This is a genomic window from Halomonas sp. TA22, assembly GCF_013009075.1.
Taxonomy (GTDB): Bacteria; Pseudomonadota; Gammaproteobacteria; order Pseudomonadales; family Halomonadaceae; genus TA22.
Window position 1 is genome coordinate 1524520 of record NZ_CP053108.1, and the last position, 19743, is coordinate 1544262.

Below are 19743 nucleotides of genomic sequence, written 5' to 3' on the forward strand. Positions count from 1 at the left end.
TCAGATATGAACGAGCGATCTGCGCAAGTCTTGATCTAGCCCAGGCCAACGCCACATGCTCGGGGGTATCCTTGGCACCCTTTCGCCTGTCATTTCCATTGGCTTGATTACGATAACGAGGATGGCATGAGCCAAGATCTTCCCGTGGCGCGCATCATGCAGGCCGGCCTTCTGACCTGCACGCCGGATACTCCGCTATGCGAAGCGGCCAAGCGCATGGCCGAGCGCCGCTGCAGCTCCATCCTGATCTGCGAGGGGCAGTTGCCGGTCGGGCTTTGGACCGAACACGACACGCTGTCGGTGGATTTCGCCTCTCCCGAGGCGGTGCGCATCCCGATTCGCGAGGTGATGAGTTCACCTGTGGCCAGCCTGCCGAGCGACACCCCGGTAGGCGAAGCGTCGATACGCTTTCGTGAGGAGGGGCGGCGCCATTTTCTGATCGTCGATAACGAGGGGCTGCCCCTCGGCATCCTGTCGCAGACCGATGTGGCGTTCAATCAGGGCCTCGAGTCGTACCTGAAGCTGCGTGAAGTGCGCGGGGCGATGCGCGATAGCCCACTCATTATCGAGGGCACCCTGCGCCTCTCGGAAGCCGCTCGCGCCATGCGCCAGGTCAACTGCGATGCCGCCGTGGTGAACTGCGAGATGCGGGGGCTTGGGATCATCACCGAACGCGACCTGGTGCGGTTCGTCGCAAGGCATCCCGGCGACACGCCGATCGGCGATCTGGCCAGCCGGCCGCTGCTCACCGTGAAGCCCGACGACGTACTCATTCACGCCCGCGACCTGCTACTCGACAGACGCATTCGACACCTGGCAGTGGTCGACGACAACCAGCGCGTCATCGGCCTGCTCGGCTTCAAGGACATGCTCGTCGGCAGCGAGCACCTCTATCTCAAGGATCTGCGTGACGCCCTCGAACAGCGCGACCGAGCCCTGGCGCAGTCGCGCCAGAACCTGCAGCTCGCCGAGCGGGTGATCGAATCCTCGCTCGAGGGGATCATCATCACCGATGCCGATAGCCGCATCGAATTCGTCAACCCCGCCTTCACCCACCTGACCGGCTACCGCCTCGACGAGATCATCGGGCGTACCCCCGAGGTGCTCGCCTCGGGTCGTCACGACCGTGCCTTCTATCGTCAGATGTGGGACGTCATCGAGCGCCATGGCTACTGGCGTGGCGAGATCTGGAATCGGCGCAAGAGCGGCGAGCTCTATCTGGAGCTGCTCACCATCACCGCGATCAGTGACGAGCAGGGCAATCCTGCCCACTACGCCGGCCTGTTTCGCGACATCACCCATATCCGTGAGAACGAGGAGCAGATCCGTCAGCTCGCCTACTACGACCCCCTGACCCGGCTGCCCAATCGCCGCCTCCTCGAGGATCGACTGTCGCTGGCGATCCGCCACGCACACCGCAACCAGCTACGCCTGGCGGTGCTGTTCTTCGATCTTGATCACTTCAAGCAGGTCAACGATACGCTCGGCCATGCGGTGGGTGACGAGCTGCTACTGCTGCTCGCCGAACGGCTCCGGCACCTGCTGCGGGAGGACGATACGTTGGCAAGGCTCGGTGGCGATGAGTTCGTGGTGTTGCTGCCGGACATCCATGCGGTCGAGGAGGTCACTCGCGTTGCCCGCCGGCTGATCGAGGCGATCAGCGAGCCCTGCGTGATCGGCCCGCACGAGTTCAGGGTTGGCTGCAGCCTCGGCATCAGCCTCTATCCCGATGACGAGAGCGGCGCCGAAGGCCTGGTGCGCAACGCCGACGCTGCCATGTATCGCGCCAAGCAGGAGGGGCGCAACACCTACCGACTCTACACCGCGGAGATGAACTTCCAGGCAAACAACCAGTTGGCCCTCGAGACCTCACTGCGCAATACCGTGGAGAGTGGCGAAGGGCTCGAAGTGGTCTATCAGCCGCTCTTCGAGCGCGACGGCGGCGCCCTCCACTCAGCAGAAGCGCTACTGCGCTGGCACCACCCCGAACGGGGCGATATCTCGCCTGACGACTTCATCCCACTGGCCGAAAGCTCCGGGCTGATCGTGCCGCTCGGCGAGCGGGTCATCCATATGGTGTGCAGGCAGATCAAGGAGTGGAAAGCGGCGGGGCTCGCCCCGGTGCCGGTGGCCATCAACCTCTCCGCCCGGCAGTTCTGGCAGGCAGGTCTGACTGAGAGTATTCGCGGAATCCTCGCCAAATACGATCTGGAAGCGGGCCTGATCGGTTTCGAGCTGACCGAGAGTACGCTGCTCGACAAACGGCAATGCGCCATCGCCACTCTTCAGTCGCTACGCGAGCTTGGCTGTCCCATCGCCATCGACGACTTCGGCACCGGCTATTCGTCGTTGAGCTATCTGCAGGCGTTGCCGGTCACGTCACTCAAGATCGATCGCGCCTTCATCCAGCGCCTGGAGAGCGCCAAGCGACGCGACGGCGCCATCGTGGCGGCCATTTCGGGGCTTGCCCATGAACTCGATCTGACAGTGATCGCCGAGGGTGTGGAGACCGAAGCCCAGTGGAACGCTCTGGGCCTCTATCCCGTGGATCTGGTGCAGGGCTTTCTCACCGGCCGGCCGGTCAATGCCGCGCAGTTCCAGCGTGACTATCTTCAGCGCACAGGCTGATGCACGCCCATCGCCGGCCAGAAATCAGAAGAGCGGAATCTCCCGCGTCATCTTCGGCACCACCAGCGCCTCCGGAGCGCCGAGCCGATCAAGCTGGCCCTGCGTCAGCACCTCGCCGAGCTCGGCACCCGGCAGCACGGCCCGAGACGTCAGTTGCACCTGCTGAATGCGACCGTCGCGATCGAGGCGCTGTACCCAGCCAAGCTCGCCGGACTTGAAGCGTGCCAGGCTCCCCACCGGCGTCAGCCCGAAGTGGCGCACGTAGGCCTGGACCCAATTGCGGTCGTAACGGTCGCCGAGGGTCAGCAGATGGCGGTAGATCTCGCTGATGCCGTGGGCGCGCCGGTCGGCACGCGGCCGGCTCATGGCATCCACCGCATCGACCACCGCCGCCATACGCGATACCTCGTCCAGACTGTCGGCGGCGAGCGCGCGAGGATAGCCGCTACCGTCCAGGCGCTCGTTGATGTTTCCGATGACCGCCTGGCTGATTGCGGGAGCGAGCCAGCGACACCCCTCCAGGCGCGCCTGGATCAGCGCGACGTGGCTCCATAGCTCATGACGCTGATCGTCGCTCAAGTGGGTGCTCTGACGCAGCGCCTGGCGCAGCGGGGCCGGCAGTAGCGCCTTGCCCAGATCATGCACCAGCGCACTTGCCGCCACGGCCTTGCAGATATCGCGGGGCAGGCCGCGGGACCTGGCCAGATCGGCCAGGCGCACCGCCACGCCGATACCGTGCTGGATCAGCAGTGGTTCGTCGACCAGGCAAGGGACGGCGAACAGTACCGCCTCGCGGTCCTCCTCGAGCAACCCGAGCAACAGATCGGCATGCCGAGACAACTGCGTGGCATCGACCTTGCCTTCCTCCAGCAGCTGCAACAGCTGAGCGTTCAGGAAGGCGGCAACCTTAGCCAAGCGCCGGGCCATCGGCGTGGGATAATCCGCGCCATACGCCCGCAGCGGTGCAGGGGCAGCTGGCGAGCTCCCGGCAAACAGTGGTGAGGGCTTCAGCGTGCTGTCGCCCTGACTCTCCTTGCGGGCACTCTCGCGCTCGATCTCGCGTACATAGAGCCACAGCCGCCGTTCGGTCTCGGCTGGGATCCCGACGAACTCGCAACCCAGGCGTGCCAGTTGATTGCCCGCCTCGCTCTGCATGTGACGTAGCGTGGCCGACATCATGAAGCGTTGCTGATTGGGGAAGATCAGCTCGAGGCTATCGATGCGCTGCCCTTGCGAGAAGTGCATGGCAGGCGTCAGCGGCGCCTCGACGAGACAGCCCCCCAGCGAGAGATTCTTGAGCATGCCGTTGACGACCACCGGCTCGAGCGAGGCATCCTCAGGCGGTGCTGCCCGCAGCGCGACGGCGACACCCATCCCCGCGCCCAGCTCGGCGCGGAAGGCATCGCGACGGTGCATGATCAGCAGGTGATCGGGATATTCGAAACGGCACTGGCGGCGGGATTCACCATCGACCCATTCACGCAGGATCAACGGCGGGGTACTCAGCATTGCATTGCGGGCCTGTCCGACCAGACGCACCGCCTTCTCCTTGCCAATCTCGCCTGACACCTCCCTTACAGCCGAGATGTCGACCAGCAGGCAATCCGCTTCCACGAAATCGCTAAGTACGACGGGAAGTGGCTCACCATGCGCGCCTATGACCAGCGATACGCCACCGGGCTCGCATAGCGCTTCCAGATATTCACGCAGCTCGCCGGGGTGATCGACGCGCACAAGGGTATCATCAGACGACATGCTGGCCTCGTGAGGAGAAGGGAAGCGGCACCGTCGGGCGCGCCCGACGGATTTTCGTTAGCCAAATTATCGGCCAATGTTTGCTCCGCTTGAGAGACATCACAGCAATTTTGACGAGCTTCCCTGGCGATCAGGGCTCCAGATCGCCCTGCCGATAGCCGATCAGATAGAGCACCGCATCGAGCCCAAGCGTGGAGATCGAGTGGCTAGCCTGCTGTCGCACCAGCGGCTTGGCGCGGTAGGCGATGCCAAGCCCTGCCGTGGCCAGCATCTTCAGGTCGTTGGCGCCGTCACCCACGGCAATGGTCTGCTCCAGGGTGAGCCCCTCGCGATGCGCGATGTCACGCAGCAGTTCGGCCTTGCGCTCGGCATCGACGATCGGCTCGAGCACCTCGCCAGTGACCTTGCCATTCTCGATCACCAGCTCGTTGGCGTGGATCTCGTCGAAGCCCAGCTTCTCCTGCAGATGCCGGGCAAAGTAGGTGAAGCCTCCGGAAAGGATTGCGGTGCGGTAGCCCAGCCGCTTCAAATGCCTCATCAGCCGCTCGGCCCCCTCCATCAAGGGTAGGGTGTCGGCGATCTCGGCCAGTACCGACTCATCGAGACCCTCGAGCTTGGCCATGCGCTGCCGGAAGCTCTGCTTGAAATCCAACTCACCACGCATGGCACGCTCGGTGATCTCGGCCACTTCGTCGTAGACGCCGTGGCGCCGCGCCAGCTCGTCTATCACCTCGGCCTTGATCAGCGTCGAGTCCATGTCGAAACACACCAGGCGGCGGTGACGACGCCAGATCGAGTCCTCCTGAATGGCGATGTCCACGCCATGCATGGCCCCCAATGCCAGCGCCTTCTCGCGCAGCGAGGCAAGATCGAATACCTCCCCACGCAGCCAGCACTCGATGCAGGCACCCTGCGCCGGCGACTCGATCGACGCCCCGCCCTCCAGCGGCTCGCGGCCTGAGAGGCGATGGATCAGCTCTACCGTCAGGCCATGCTCGGCGGTCAGGCCACCCACCTCAGCCAGGATACCTGCCGGCAGGTGCGGCGCCAGCAGTGTCAGGATCAGCCGTGGCTCACCCGTCTGGACGCTCCAACGCTGATAATCCTCGTCGCTGACCTGAATCGCCTGGACATCCAGGCCCAGCGCATCGCCCGCTTCGCCAAGCAGCCCCTCGAGGCCCGCCTCGCTGTCGATGGCCACCAACGCCTCAAGCGAGACGATGCCGAAGGTCACGCTCTGGTTGATGTCCAGCAGTCGTGCACCGGCCTTGGCCAACCCGCGCCCCAGCCCGGCAAGCTGGCCCGGGCGAGCGGTGCCGGTCGCCCGGATAAGCACTCGTCTTGTCATCTCGATTTCCTTGTCACCAGCCACTCACTCATCGACCGCGAGCCCATCGACCTTCTGGAAGCCCCGCGGCAGCTTGCTGCCTCGGCGGCCCCGCTCGCCGCGATAGTACTCCAGATCGGCGGGCTTGAGGGTCAGCTTGCGCTTGCCGGCATGGATCACCAGCGATGCGCCCTCGCCCAGCACCACCAGGTCGCGTACGAACTCTTCACGGCGCGCCGCACGCGCCCCGGGAATGTCGATCATCTTGTTGCCCTTGCCCTTGGCCATCTGCGGCAGCGACGCGATATCGAAGACCAGCAGCCGTCCCTCGTTGGAAAGCGCCGCCACGCGCGCCCCCTCATCCGCTGGAATCAGCCGGGGCGGCAGCACGTTGCAGCCCTTGGGCAGCGACAGCACCGCCTTGCCCGACTTGTTCTTGCCAATCAGATCCTCGAGCGAGGCAATGAAGCCATAGCCGCCATCGGAGGCGAGCAAATAGCGAGTGGTGGGCGGCGCCAGCATCAGCCCCACCATACGCGCGCCGGCAACGGTATTGACCCGTCCGGTGATCGGCTCGCCCTGGCTGCGCGCGCTGGGCAGGTTGTGGGCGGCCAGGGTGTAGGCGCGCCCGCCATCGTCGAGCATCACCAGCGGCTGGTTGGTCTTGCCCAGCGCCGCCAGGTGGAAGCTGTCGCCGGACTTGTAGGAGAGCCCCTGAGGATCGATGTCATGCCCCTTGGCGGCACGGATCCAGCCCTTCTCGGAGAGCACCACGGTAATCGGGTCGGCGCCCATCAGCTCGACCTCGGAGAGCGCTTTCGCCTCCTCGCGGGCGACCAGCGGCGAGCGGCGCTCATCGCCATGCTCGCGGCCCGCCTCGCGAATCTCCTCCTCAATCAGGTCGGTGAGCGCGTCATCATTGCCAAGCAGCTCCTTGAGGCGCTTGCGCTCCGTTTCCAGCGCATCCTGCTCGCCACGGATCTTCATCTCCTCGAGCTTGGCCAGATGACGCAGGCGCAACTCGAGGATCGCCTCGGCCTGGCGGTCGCTGAGGCCGAACGCACTCATCAGGGCGGCCTTGGGCTCATCCTCCTCACGGATGATGCGAATCACCTCATCGATGTCGAGATAGGCGATGAGCAGACCAGCCAGGATATGCAAGCGTTCCTCGACCTTGCCCAGACGGTGCTCGAGGCGTCGGCGTACCGTCGCGCGACGAAAGCGCAACCATTCGCCGAGCATCGCGGGAAGCGGCAGTACCCTCGGGCGACCGTCCAGACCGATCACGTTCATGTTGACGCGAATGTTCTTCTCGAGGTCAGTGGTGGCGAACAGGTGCGCCATCAGCGACTCGACATCGACACGATTGGAGCGCGGTTCGATCACCAGACGAGTCGGGTTCTCGTGAGTCGACTCGTCGCGCAGGTCAGCGACCATCGGCAGCTTCTTGGCCTGCATCTGCGCGGCGATCTGCTCGAGCACCTTGGCGCCGCTGACCTGATACGGCACCGCGGTGACCACGATCTGGCCACCCTCCAGGGTGTAGCGGGCGCGCAGCTTCACCGAGCCACGCCCGGTCTCATAGAGCTTCCTGAGATCGTCGCGCGGCGTGATGATCTCCGCGGCGGTGGGAAAATCCGGTGCCGGGATGTACTCGAGCAGATCCGCCACGCTCGCCTCGGGGTGGCGCAGCAGGTGACAGGTCGCTTCGACCACCTCGCTGACATTATGCGGCGGAATATCGGTCGCCATGCCCACCGCGATGCCAGTACCGCCATTGAGCAGCACGTGGGGCAGCCGTGCCGGCAACACCACCGGCTCGTTCATGGTGCCGTCGAAGTTGGGGGTCCACTCAACGGTGCCCTGGCCGAGCTCGGCCAGCAGCACCTCAGAGAATTTCGACAGCCTCGCCTCGGTATAGCGCATCGCCGCGAACGACTTGGGGTCGTCGGGGCTACCCCAGTTACCCTGCCCGTCGACCAGCGGGTAGCGGTAGGAGAACGACTGCGCCATCAGCACCATGGCTTCGTAGCAGGCGCTGTCGCCATGAGGATGGAACTTGCCCAGCACGTCGCCGACGGTACGCGCCGACTTCTTGTACTTGGCGTTGGCAGTCAGCGACAGCTCGCGCATCGCATAGACGATACGCCGCTGCACCGGCTTCATGCCATCGCCGATATGCGGCAAGGCACGGTCGAGAATCACGTACATCGAGTAGTCGAGGTACGCCTTCTCGGTATATTCGCGCAGCGAAAGACGCTCGACGTCGCCCTCCGCCACCGGGATATCCATGGGCATGGGGAATCAGACCTCTATATCGGCAAGATTGCCGTAATCTTCCAGCCAACTCTTGCGGTCGGCGGAGCGCTTCTTGGCCAGCAGCATGTCCATCATCTCCATGGTGCCGTCGCCGACCTCGCGGGTGAGCTGCACCAGGCGCCGGGTGTCCACCGCCATGGTGGTCTCGCGCAGCTGCAGCGGACTCATCTCGCCGAGTCCCTTGAAACGCTGCACGTTCACTGTGCCGCGCTTGCCCTCCAGGCGCTTGAGAGTCGCCGCCTTCTCGCTCTCGTCCAGCGCGTAGTAGACCTCCTTGCCAAGGTCGATGCGATACAGCGGCGGCATGGCGACGAAGACGTGGCCGGCATCGACCAGCGCCGGAAAGTGGCGCACGAACAACGCGCACAGCAGGGTCGCGATGTGCAGGCCGTCGGAATCGGCATCGGCCAGAATGCATATCTTGTGATAGCGCAGCTTCGAGAGGTCCTCGCTCACCGGGTCGATGCCGATCGCCACAGCGATATCGTGCACCTCCTGGGAGCCGTAGATGTCGTGGGACTCGACCTCCCAGGTATTGAGGATCTTGCCGCGCAACGGCAGGATCGCCTGGGTCTCGCGGTTACGCGCCTGCTTGGCGCTGCCGCCGGCGGAGTCGCCCTCGACCAGGAACAGCTCGCTGGCCGCCGGGTCCTGGCCCGAGCAGTCGGCCAGCTTGCCGGGCAGCGCCGGCCCCGAGGTGACCTTCTTGCGCGCCACCTTCTTGGCACTCTTCTGGCGCCGCTGAGCGGCACTGATCACCAGCTCGGCCAGCAACTCGGCCTGCTCGACGTGATCGTTGAGCCACAGAGAGAAGGCATCCTTCACTACCCCGGAGACGAATCCCGCCACGGTGCGCGACGACAGGCGCTCCTTGGTCTGGCCAGCGAACTGCGGATCGAGCATCTTCACCGACAGCACATAGCAGGCGCGCTCCCAGAGATCGTCGGCGCTGAGCTTGACGCCGCGCGGCAGCAGGCTGCGGTATTCGCAGAACTCGCGCAATGCCTCGAGCAGCCCCGAGCGAAAGCCGTTGACGTGCGTCCCGCCAAGCGGCGTGGGGATCAGGTTGACGTAGCTCTCGGTAAGCAGCTCGCCCCCCTCGGGCAGCCACTGGATCGCCCAGTCCACGCCCTGCTCGTCATCGTTGAAGTGACCGACGAACGGCGATGGCGGTAGCACCTCGTAGCCATCGGTGGTCTGGGCCAGGTAGTCGCGAAGGCCATCCTCGTACTGCCAGACGCTCTCGGCGCCGTCGCTCTCGACAAGCGTCACCTTGAGCCCGGGACACAGCACCGCCTTGGCGCGCAGCAGATGGCGAAGCCGAGTCAGCGACAGCCGCGGACTGTCGAAGTAGCTCTCGTCGGGCCAGAAGCGCACCACGGTGCCGGTGGCACGTTTCGGGCAGCTACCGATCAGCTCGAGCTCGGAGACCTTGTCGCCATGCTCGAAGGCCATGGCGTGGCGGCTACCATCGCGACATACCTCGACTTCGAGGCGCTTGGACAGGGCGTTGACCACCGAGACGCCGACCCCATGCAGGCCGCCGGAGAAACGGTAGCTCGAGGAGGAGAACTTGCCGCCGGCGTGCAGCTTGGTCAGGATCAGTTCGATCCCGGTCACGCCGTGCTCGGGATGCAGGTCGATGGGCATGCCACGACCATCGTCGCTCACTTCAATGCCGCCATCGGCCAGCAGATGCACGCTGATCTCCCGGGCGTGCTCGGCAAGCGCCTCATCGACACTGTTGTCGATGACTTCCTGAACCAGGTGGTTGGGGCGGCTGGTGTCGGTGTACATGCCGGGGCGCTTGCGCACCGGCTCGAGCCCGGAGAGGACCTCGATGGAGCTGGCACTATATTGCGTCATGCGTCATCCAAGGTATGGCTGTCAATTAGGAGTCGAAAAAAGCGCTTTCAGCATCCCTGGTGTCATGTGCCATCCAAATTGGCGGGAACCGCTTCAGGCGCCAGGCAGTGGCCCCCATGCGCCAGGATTGCCGGCAAATAATCGCCAAGGGCAGTGAAACCATGATCGCCAGCGGGATGCAGAATCATACGCGCCCCCCGGTAGGCATGGAATGCGTCGCGGCAATCGAGGGTTTCATCGGCCGTGCCCAACAGCAACAGGTAACGGCTGGGATCGAGGCGAGCCGGTGTCAGGTCTTCTAGCTCGTCGCGATGAGCGGCCTCGACACTGAAACGCTCACCGGTATAAGCATTGACAAAGCCCTGCCCCAGCCATGCTTCGACCAGCCTGGCCGGGCGCACCGCGGGATTGATCGCCACCGCCGGCAGGTCATGGCGTTCGGCCAGGCAACTGACGAGGAAACCGCCCATCGAGCTGCCCACCAGCAGTGGACTCGGCCCAAGCCTGGTCAGACACCCCTCGGCCAGCGCATGGGCCTCCCGGGGGCGATGCGGCAACTGCGGTGCCAGGCAAGGCAGCGCCAGACGCCGGCAGGCGAGCTTCATCAGCCGAGCCTTGGGCGAGGCGCTACCACTATTGAAGCCATGCAGATAGAGCACCCCCGTGACGGGAACCGCTTCGCCACGGGAGCCTAGCATAACGCAATACCTGTATAAAACAACAGGGTCAAGACAACTCCTTCTCCAGCCGCTGACTTTCACGCAGGGCGCGATCCTCGGCACTCCATAGCGCTTCGATCAAACCCCGACTGGAGTCGTCCATGTGCTCGAGTCCTTGGCGCGACGTCAGGATCTCCTCGGTTTCGCCGGCAATCTGCTTGCCGAGCTCCACTCCCCACTGATCGAAGGGGTTGATGCCCCAGATCGTCGCCTGAACGAACACCTTGTGCTCGTAGAGCGCGATCAGGGCACCGAGTGTCGAGGGGGTCAAGCGATCCAGCAGCAGCGTGGACGAAGGCTGATTGCCGCGATAGCGCTTGTGGCTGGGACGCGGGCCATCGTCATCGATGGCATCGTCGCCGAGCATCAGCAGCCGCGATTGGGCGAAGCAGTTGGCCAGTGTCAGGCGATGCTGGGTCTTGAGGTGGGCACGGGTCGCCTCGTCCTCGACACGGTCGTAGCGGCGCATGGGAGCGATGAAGTCGCATACCACCGCCTGGGTGCCCTGATGCAGCAGCTGATAGAAGGCGTGCTGGGCATTGGGGCCAAGCTCGCCCCACAGGATCGGACAGGTGGAGTAGTCGGTCAGCTTGCCATCGTTGGTGACCGACTTGCCATTGGACTCCATCTCCAGCTGCTCGAGGTAGCTGGCGAAATATTCGAGACGGCCGTCGTAGGGCAGGATCGAGTGGGCGCGGATATCCAGGAAGTTGACGTTCCAGATGCCGGCCAGAGCCAGCAGCACCGGCAGGTTCTGCTCCAGCGGTGCCTCGCGGAAGTGCCGATCCATGGCGTGGGCGCCGCCCAGGAACTTGCGAAAATGGCGCATGCCGATGACCAGCGCGATGGGCAGGCCGATCGCCCCCCACAGCGAGTAGCGGCCACCGACCCACTCCCAGAACTCCAGCTGGTTGGCCGGCGCGATGCCCCATTCACTCATCTTCTCGGGGCTCGCCGATACGCCGATGAAGTGCTGGCGCATCACCAGGTGGCGGTCGATGTCGATGTTGCTGTCGCCCTCCTCCTTGGTGCACACCAGGCGCGAGTAGAGCCAGTCGCGGGCAGTACGCGCGTTGGATAGGGTATCGATGGTGGTGAATGACTTGGAAGAGAGAATGAACAGCGTGGTTTCGGGATTCAGCCGAGTCAGGTAGTCGGCAAGCTGCGAGCCATCCATGGTCGAGGCGAAGTGCACATGAATCTCGTGGATGCCTTCGGGGCGATAGTCGGCCAGGGCATGGGTCACCATCAACGGGCCGAGGTCCGAGCCGCCCACACCGAGGTTGACGACATCGCTGATCGCCTTGCCGGTCGCGCCCCGCCACTGGCCGGCGTGCATCTGATCGACGATCGCCTCCATCCGCGCCAGGGTCTCGTGCACGGCGGGTACCACATCCTCACCTTCGACGACCAGTTGCGCCTCGGGTGGCAACCGCAGCGCCGTATGCAGCGCAGGACGATCCTCCGAGAGATTGACGCGCTCGCCATCGAGCAAGCGCTGAATGGCACCGGGCACATCGGCTTCACGTGCCAGTTCCAGTAGCCGATCGAAGGTTTCCGGACACCAGCGCTGCTTCGAGAGATCCAGGGTCAGGCCGGCCGCCTGATGACTGAAGCGCGCGAAGCGGTCCGGCTGCTCCTTGAACAGGTCGCGCAGATGGCGCTGGCGTACCTCACGCGCATGCGCCTCGAGGGCCTGCCATGCCGGACGCTGGCTGATAGTCGAACCTTCTTTCATTGTGTCTCACTCCCTGATGACTTATGAATCCTCGTCATGCCTTCGTGCAGCATGGCGGTGCCTTGCGTAAAATACCCTGAACCGATTGCCAGGTCTTCTTACATCATGAGTAACGCATCTTACCGTGACGCCATCTTTTCGACACCTCTGGACCGGGTGGCGCGTTTCTCCTTCGATGAACAGGTGGTGGCCTGCTTTCCGGACATGATTCGCCGCTCGGTACCAGGCTACGGCCAGATCCTGGGCATGCTCGGCGTGATCGCCGCTCGCCACCTGCGCCACGGGGCGCATGTCTATGATCTGGGGTGTTCGCTTGGGGCCGTGGGGCTGGCACTGGCCGGGCGGCTCTCCCCCCAGGCTTTCTCCCTGACCGGCGTCGACCTCTCGCCGGCGATGGTCGAACGTGCTCGCCAGACGCTTTCCAGCGAATACCCCGATCATGCCATGGAAATCGTCGAAGGTGATATCCGCCACCTCGACTACCGGCCTTCCGGCATGATCGTGCTCAACTTCACGCTGCAGTTTCTACCGCCCACGGATCGCGACGACGTCATCGCCAGTCTTTATGCCGCCCTCGAACCCGGTGGCGTGCTGGTGCTCTCCGAGAAGATCGTCGCTCCCGACGAGGAGGAGAATGCCTGGCTCGTCGAGCGCTACCATGACTTCAAGCGTGCCAACGGCTACAGCGACATGGAGATCAGCCAGAAGCGCACGGCACTGGAGAACGTGCTGATGCCCGACACCCTGAAGGCGCACCGGGCGCGGCTCGCCAGGGCCGGCTTCCAGCGCAGCCATGTCTGGTTCCAGTACCTCAATTTTGCCTCGCTGATCGCCTTCAAAACCTGACGTCTGGAATCGCCATGTCCGTGCTGCTCATCCTGGCCCTCGGCCTGGCCCTGCTCCTCTATCTGGGCACAGCCTGGTGGCACTCGCGAAAGCCGCTGCCGTCGGGGCTGCATCTCGACGGGGCGTGGCGGCAGGCCAATAACCTCGCACTGCTGTTCGACGAGAGCTATCTCGACAGCAGCGGCACGCGGTGCTGCCGCCAATCGATATTCGACGAAATATTTCGGTTGATCGCCCAGGCCAGGCGATTGGTGGTAATCGACATCTTTCAGTTCAACGACCCGGCCGATGAGCGTGTCGACTGCCACCGCCAGATCTCCATCGAGCTGCGCGATGCCCTGCTTGCACGCAAGCGTGACTGCCCTGGGATCGAGATCGTAGTGATCACGGATGCCATCAACAGCGTCTATGGCGGACGCCATGCCACTCACCTCGACGATCTGTGCAAGGCCGGTGTCCATGTGGTGGTGAGCGACAGACTTGCCGGGCGCGACGCCAACCCGAGCTGGACGGCATTGTGGCGGCTACTGATCCGCCCCTTCGGCAACTCGCCGCAAGGTGCCTGGCTGGTCAATCCGCTGGGGCCGGGCAAGGTGACGCTGCGAAGCTATCTCGCCGCGCTCAACTTCAGTGCCAATCACCGTAAGACGCTGGTCGTCGACCAAGGCGATGAGTGGACCGCCGTGGTCAGCTCGGCCAATGCCGATGACGGCAGCAGCGCCTATCGCGACGTCGCCCTGCGCTTTTCCGGAGACGCGGTGCTGGAACTGCTCGCCTCGGAGCTCGAGATCGCCGCGCTCTCGGGTCTTGCACGACCTCCTGTCTCCTTTCCAATACCCCCCGCCGGCAATGCGAAGTTCCTCGCCGACGCCCCCCGGCTGCGAGTGATCAGCGAAGGGGCAATAAGCAACGCACTGCTGAGCGCCATCGCCGAGGCGAGGCCAGACGAGCGTATCGACCTCGAAGTGCTCTATCTCTCGCACCGCCGCGTCATCGCCGCCCTGCGCGAGGCGCGAAAGCGCGGCGTGACGATCCGCGTATTACTCGACCCCAATGACAGCGCTTTCGGCCGCGAAAGCGCGGGCATGCCCAACCAGCAGGCTGCAGGAGATCTAGTGCGTGCCGGCATCACGGTGCGCTGGAGCGACACTCACGGCGAGCAAGCGCACAGCAAGCTGCTGCTGCGCAGCGGCGGCTCCCGCCCGGCACTGCTGCTGCTCGGCTCGGCCAACTACACCCGCCGCAGCCTCGACGATCTCAACTTCGAGGTCGATGTCGAGCTCGTCGCCCCTGCCGATCATCCGGTCATCGCCAAGGCCCAGGCCGCTTTCGAACGCCACTGGTACAATCTCGATGGCGAACGCCATAGCGTCGAATATGGCGCTTACGCCGACAGCTCGAGGCTGCGCTACTGGCGCTATCGCGCCATGGAAGCCAGCGGCTGGTCCACCTTCTGATGCAAGGATTTTCAGATGCAGCACCCGCACCGCGACCTCTACCGCGCCTTTATCGACCAGGGCCTGGAACACTGGCTCGCCCGGCTTCCCGAGCAGCTGGCTCGGGGGCTCGACCGCAAGCGACACGGTGACCTGCCCGCCTGGGAGAAGGCCGTGGCCAAGCTGCCCACCCTGCCCGAGCAGCGCCAGGTTAGCTTGGAAGAGGATTGCGTCACGGTAAAGCTCGCCCTGAGCGATGCCCAGCGACGCCAGTGCGACAACCTGCTGCGCAAGCTCGCGCCATGGCGCAAGGGCCCCTATTCGCTGGGCGGTATCCATATCGACACCGAGTGGCGCTCGGACTGGAAATGGCAGCGCGTCGCACCGCACTTCACGCCGCTCGCCGGACGACGCGTGCTCGACGTCGGCGGCGGCAGCGGTTATCACGCCTGGCGCATGACCGGGGCCGGGGCCAGCTTCGTGCTGGTGATCGATCCCTCGCCGCGCTTCTACTATCAGTTTCAGGCGGTGCGCCACTTCATCGGCGATGCCGATGGCGGTCGTACCCACTTCCTGCCGGTGGGCATCGAGGACGTTCCCGAACGACTCGCCTTCTTCGACAGCGTCTTCTCGATGGGCGTGCTCTACCACCGCGCATCGCCGCTTGAGCATCTCGTTCAGCTCAAGGAGGCACTGCGACCTGGCGGCGAGCTGGTGCTCGAGACGCTGGTGGTCGAGGGCAACGAGAGCACGGTCTTCATGCCCGGCGAGCGCTACGCAGCGATGCCCAACGTCTACTTCCTGCCCTCCTCCCGCGCCCTGCGCCACTGGCTCGAACGCTGTGGTTTTCGCGACGTGCGCATCGTCGACGAGGCGCTAACCACGCTCGACGAGCAGCGCTCCACCGAGTGGATGTCCTTTCAGTCGCTGGCCGACTTCCTCGACCCAGCCGATCACAGCAAGACCATCGAAGGCTACCCGGCGCCAAGGCGTGCGGTGCTGATTGCCAGCAAGCCGGACTAAAACGCCTCCCAGCGCGCCTGATCATGATCGAAGCGAAGCCGAAGGCGGTGGCCGGCACCAAAGGTGTGCTGCTGGCCGCGGATCATGATCGGTTCGACGCCACACCAACCTTCCGGGGCGTGCAGGTGCATCTCGTCGCCGTCGATCTCGACCTCCAGCCAGTGGCCGCGGTAGCGCAGACGCAGGCGTAGCTGCTTAAGCGGCTCAGGCAGGCAGGGATTGAGACTGAGCAGGCCATCCCGCACCTCGAGTCCGGCATGGCCGCGCTGGACGAGATCGACGGTGCCGGCCATGGCACCTAGGTGTATCCCCTCGGGCGTCGTGCCGCCCTGGACGTCGGCTATGTCGCTCTCCAGTGCCTCTTCGAGCAGCGCCAAAGAGCGCGCACGATCGGAGCGCGACAGCACCCAGGAGGAGACGATGCCGCTCAACGTCGAGCCGTTCGAGGTGCGATGCTGGTAGTAGTCGATGGTTCTGGGCAGCAGTTCAAGGTCGAAAGCGTAGTCGAGCTGCGTGAAGAGTTCAGCCAGCTCATCGGCGGAGAACAGATAGAAGAGCATCAGCACATCGGCCTGCTTGGAAGCCTTGTAGCGATTGACGCTGTCGCCCTCCGCCTCGAGCAGGCGGTCGAGGCGGTGGATGTCACCATATCTGGTCTTGTATCCCTCCCAGTCGAACTCCTCGAGCCGCTCGTAGCCCTCGAACTGGCTGGGAATGCCGTCAGCATGAAACGGGACATAGAGCTGGCGGCTGATTGCATCCCACTGGCTCAGCTCGGCGTCGTTGAGTGCAAGCGCCTCGCCCAGCTCCTGGCGACACTCGGCGCCGATCAACGCGTGAGCGTCAAGCGCGCGCCGCAACAACCAGGCCACCATCAGGTTGGTGTAGGTGTTGTTGTCGAGTCCCGGCGTGTCGGACCACGGGTAGCGGTCATGGAATTCGTCCGGCCCCATCACGCCGCGAATGTCGTAACGCCCGCGCTCGGCATTCCAGGTCACCGCACTGGCCCAGAAGCGGGCGATCTCGAAGAGCATTTCGGCGCCATAGAAGCCGAGAAAGTCGATATCCTGGGTCACTTCATAGTAGCGCCACACATTGTAGGCAATGGCGGCGTTGACGTGCCGCTGCAGCGAGCTGTTGTCGTCGACCCAGCGTCCGGACTTGGGATTGAGATGCACGAGCTGGCTCTCTTCGCGCCCGCTACTGCCACTCTGCCAAGGGTAGACGGCACCTCGATAACCGGCCTCGCGTGCCAGCCGACGCGCGGCGCCCAGCCGCCGGTAGCGATACTGAAGCAGGGCACGGGTAATCTCGGGAATGCGGAAGTTGAGGAACGGGAAGATGAACAGTTCATCCCAGAAGATATGTCCCCGATAGGCCTCGCCATGCAGCCCCCGCGCCGGCACCCCGACATCGAGATCGATGCTGTGCGGCGAGACGGTCTGCAGCAGATGAAAGATGTGCAGTCGCAGCACCATCTGCGAGCGTTCGCCATTCTTGAGCGTCACGTCGCAACGCTGCCACAGCCGAGACCACGCCTGGACGTGGCGCGAGAGCAGTGCCTCGAAGTCGCCTGCCTCGAGCACCGCCTCCTCGGCGGCGAGTGCCGCTTCCGAAATGGCGCTATCCCGCGAGGTATAGAGGCTGACCACCTTCTCGATCCTCACCCCCTCACCCTGCGCAAGGTCCAGGGTGAGCTCGTGTGCGATATAGCCCTGCTCCTGGAGAGCCCGGCGGCATGCGTCGACCAGGCGCGCTCCCTGGTAAACACGGGTGCGCGCCGCTTCGCTGACCCGCAGCCGCGACTGACAGGTCTCGACATTGAGACGGATCGACTCTTGCCCCACGGGCTCGCTGGAGAGGTGAGAGAGGTGCGTACTGGCCAGTTCGCGGTAGCGGGCCACACCGGCGTTGATGACGCGCCCATCCAGGGCGGAGCGCACCACGATGCTGCCCGACCAGTTCTCCGGACGCAACCGCCACTCGATGGCGGCGAGGTGGGGGTTGTCCATGTGTACCAGGCGCCGGGTGGTGAGCGTCGTCTCGCGCCCGTGGCGATCGCGAAAGCGGATGTCGCGTTCGAGCAGGCCACGCTTCAGGTCGAGCCGCTGGCGGTAGTGCAGCAGCTCCACCGCCAGCGGGTTGAACCACTCGCCCTCCTCCCGAGGGCTGTCCTGCGCGTGACGAAAGGAGAGACAGAGCCAGTTGGGAAAGTTGACCAGGTCCTCGTTCTCGATGATGCGCCCGGCGATCTCGGTCTTGAGACGGTTGAAGCCGCCAGCGAGATAGGTACCGGGGTAATGGATCTCCCCCGCCTCGCTCTCCTCCGCCGCGCCGCGCGTGGCGAAATAGCCATTGCCCAGGGTACACAGCGCCTCGCGCAGCGCCTCCTGACGTGGGTCGAAGTCGTCATATTCAAGCGCCCCGCGACTCATGATTGCGCCTCTTGCGTTATGGCCAGCGCCTGCAGCAACCGGCCGGCTGCCGCGGGGGTCTCGAGACGATAGTGCGCTGCCGTGGGCTGCTCTTCGCGGGTAATCAGAATGCCGATGCCGCCCCGCTCACGCAGCGCCCTGAACGCATCCTCATCGGTCTCGTCGTCACCGAGATAGATCGGCATCACCCCATCGCCCAGCAGCTCCAGCACCTCGAGCAGCCAGCTAACCGCCCGCCCCTTGTCCCATTCGATACGCGGGCGCAGTTCGAAGATCATCTTGCCGCCGGTGCGACGCAGCCCGGGCGAGACCTCGGCAACGGCCTGCAGGGCAGCCTCGACGGCCGGCCGGTCGGCCTCGGCCACCAGGCGATAGTGAACGGCGATGGCGAAGCGCTTGCGCTCGACCAGCGCCCCCTCGACACCATCCAGGCGTGCCTGCAACTGCGCTTCGGCGCTGTCGAGTTCGGCGAGGAATGCCTCGGCACGCTCATGATGCTTGTGCAGGCCATCCGGGCCTGCAATGTCGAAACCATGGCTACCGGCGTAGATGAGTTCGTCGAGGCCGACCAGGCGCTCCACGTCGGCGCGGTCGCGGCCGCTGACGATGGCGACGGTGCAGCGCTCGGCAAGCCGGCGGATGGTGTCGCGCACCGCCTCGTCGAGTACCGCCAGTTCGGGGCGATCGACGATCGGGGTCAGGGTGCCGTCATAGTCGAGGAACACCGCGGGGCGTGCGCTTTCAAGTCGCCTGGCGATCGCAGCAAAGTGCTCGAGAGCATCCGGCAGCGTCGCTTCGTCGTGGCGTTCCAACGGGGCCAGATCCTCCACCACAAGATCGGCACCCTGCTCGAGCAGGGCATCGCGCTGGCCAACGCGGTCGACGCCGATCACCAGCCCGTAGCCGGCGGCATAGGCCGAGGCAACGCCGGAGATCGCATCCTCGACGGCAAAGGCATGCGCCGGCGCCACGCCTAGTTGGCTGGCGGCCTCGAGGAAGATATCAGGGTCGGGCTTGCCCTTGAGGCCGAGCCTGCGCGACTCGATACCATCGACACGCACGTCGAACAGGTGGCTCAAGCCAGCCGCTTCGAGGACCGCGGCGGCGTTCTCGCTCGACGACACCAGCGCCGTCTTCACCCCCGCCTCGCGCAAGCGTTCCAGCAGGGTGACCGTCGAGGCGAATACCTCGACCTTGCCTTGGGCCAGCAGCTTGCCGACCAGCTGGTTCTTGCGGTTGCCGAGTCCGCAGATCGTCTCGCGCTGCGGCGCGTCCTCCGGACTGCCTTGGGGCAGCGAGATGCCTCGCGATTGAAGAAAGCTCGCTACCCCTGCGTAACGCGGCTTGCCATCGACGTAGGTGAGATAGTCCGACGCTTCGTCGAAGGGCTGGAACGTATCGCCTGCGCGCGATGCCCTCTCGCTCAGGTAGTCGTCGAAAAGCTGCTTCCAGGCGGCACTGTGCACGGTTGCCGTCCGTGTCACGACCCCATCGAGATCGAAGACACCGGCCTGGAATGCGGTGATATCGATAGCGTGCTGACTCAACTCTCGGGACATCCGGTTCACCCTCAGCCGTTGCCTAGACGGTTACCACTATACGCACAGTGACAAGCGTAGCGCAGTCAGGACGTCGGAACAGGTCAAGGCAG

The 19743-nt window shown here is 64.6% G+C and carries 12 protein-coding genes; 4 read left to right on the top strand and 8 right to left on the bottom strand.

Annotated elements, in window-relative coordinates:
• Positions 1 to 126: 126 nt before the first annotated feature.
• Positions 127 to 2628: an EAL domain-containing protein gene (locus HJD22_RS07110; RefSeq protein ID WP_208654977.1), complete on the top strand. Its 2502-nt coding sequence runs from the start codon at positions 127 to 129 to the stop codon at positions 2626 to 2628.
• 24 nt (positions 2629 to 2652) lie between these two features.
• On the opposite strand, the gene HJD22_RS07115 is transcribed toward HJD22_RS07110, so the two are convergent.
• The 6 genes from HJD22_RS07115 to pgi form a co-directional block, all read right to left on the bottom strand.
• Positions 2653 to 4383: an HD domain-containing phosphohydrolase gene (locus HJD22_RS07115; protein ID WP_208654976.1), complete on the bottom strand. Its 1731-nt coding sequence runs from the start codon at positions 4381 to 4383 to the stop codon at positions 2653 to 2655.
• Between the two features lie 130 nt (positions 4384 to 4513).
• Complete coding sequence (serB, locus tag HJD22_RS07120) at positions 4514 to 5731, bottom strand: phosphoserine phosphatase SerB (RefSeq protein ID WP_208654975.1); 1218 nt, start codon at positions 5729 to 5731, stop codon at positions 4514 to 4516.
• Between the two features lie 24 nt (positions 5732 to 5755).
• A complete protein-coding gene (gene parC, locus HJD22_RS07125; RefSeq protein ID WP_208654974.1) occupies positions 5756 to 8008 on the bottom strand; it encodes a DNA topoisomerase IV subunit A in 2253 nt (750 codons plus the stop codon).
• Positions 8009 to 8014: 6 nt separating this feature from the next.
• On the bottom strand, positions 8015 to 9895 hold the full coding sequence (gene parE / locus HJD22_RS07130) for a DNA topoisomerase IV subunit B (protein WP_208654973.1): 1881 nt from the start codon (positions 9893 to 9895) through the stop codon (positions 8015 to 8017).
• 62 nt (positions 9896 to 9957) lie between these two features.
• Positions 9958 to 10593, bottom strand: coding sequence for a YqiA/YcfP family alpha/beta fold hydrolase (locus HJD22_RS07135; protein ID WP_208654972.1), 636 nt, complete (start codon positions 10591 to 10593; stop codon positions 9958 to 9960).
• A 28-nt stretch (positions 10594 to 10621) separates the two neighbouring features.
• Positions 10622 to 12352, bottom strand: a complete 1731-nt coding sequence (gene pgi, locus HJD22_RS07140; protein ID WP_208654971.1) for a glucose-6-phosphate isomerase — start codon at positions 12350 to 12352, stop codon at positions 10622 to 10624.
• Between the two features lie 105 nt (positions 12353 to 12457).
• Here pgi and cmoA point away from each other — a divergent pair, with 105 nt between their 5' ends.
• Genes cmoA through cmoB form a run of 3 tightly spaced genes read left to right on the top strand, consistent with a single transcriptional unit; the run spans position 12458 to position 15657 of the window.
• A complete protein-coding gene (cmoA, locus tag HJD22_RS07145) occupies positions 12458 to 13198 on the top strand; it encodes a carboxy-S-adenosyl-L-methionine synthase CmoA (RefSeq protein WP_208654970.1) in 741 nt (246 codons plus the stop codon).
• A gap of 14 nt (positions 13199 to 13212) precedes the next feature.
• Positions 13213 to 14655, top strand: a complete 1443-nt coding sequence (locus HJD22_RS07150; RefSeq protein ID WP_208654969.1) for a phospholipase D-like domain-containing protein — start codon at positions 13213 to 13215, stop codon at positions 14653 to 14655.
• Positions 14656 to 14670: 15 nt separating this feature from the next.
• Positions 14671 to 15657: a tRNA 5-methoxyuridine(34)/uridine 5-oxyacetic acid(34) synthase CmoB gene (gene cmoB, locus HJD22_RS07155; protein ID WP_208654968.1), complete on the top strand. Its 987-nt coding sequence runs from the start codon at positions 14671 to 14673 to the stop codon at positions 15655 to 15657.
• Here cmoB and HJD22_RS07160 read toward each other — a convergent pair.
• Together HJD22_RS07160 and otsB are read right to left on the bottom strand one after the other, a co-directional pair.
• Positions 15654 to 18092: a glycoside hydrolase family 65 protein gene (locus tag HJD22_RS07160; protein ID WP_208654967.1), complete on the bottom strand. Its 2439-nt coding sequence runs from the start codon at positions 18090 to 18092 to the stop codon at positions 15654 to 15656. The two genes, cmoB and HJD22_RS07160, sit on opposite strands and share 4 nt — an antisense overlap.
• On the bottom strand, positions 18089 to 19651 hold the full coding sequence (gene otsB, locus HJD22_RS07165; protein ID WP_208654966.1) for a trehalose-phosphatase: 1563 nt from the start codon (positions 19649 to 19651) through the stop codon (positions 18089 to 18091). The genes HJD22_RS07160 and otsB overlap by 4 nt, the downstream gene beginning before the upstream one ends.
• Between the last annotated feature and the right edge of the window lie 92 nt (positions 19652 to 19743).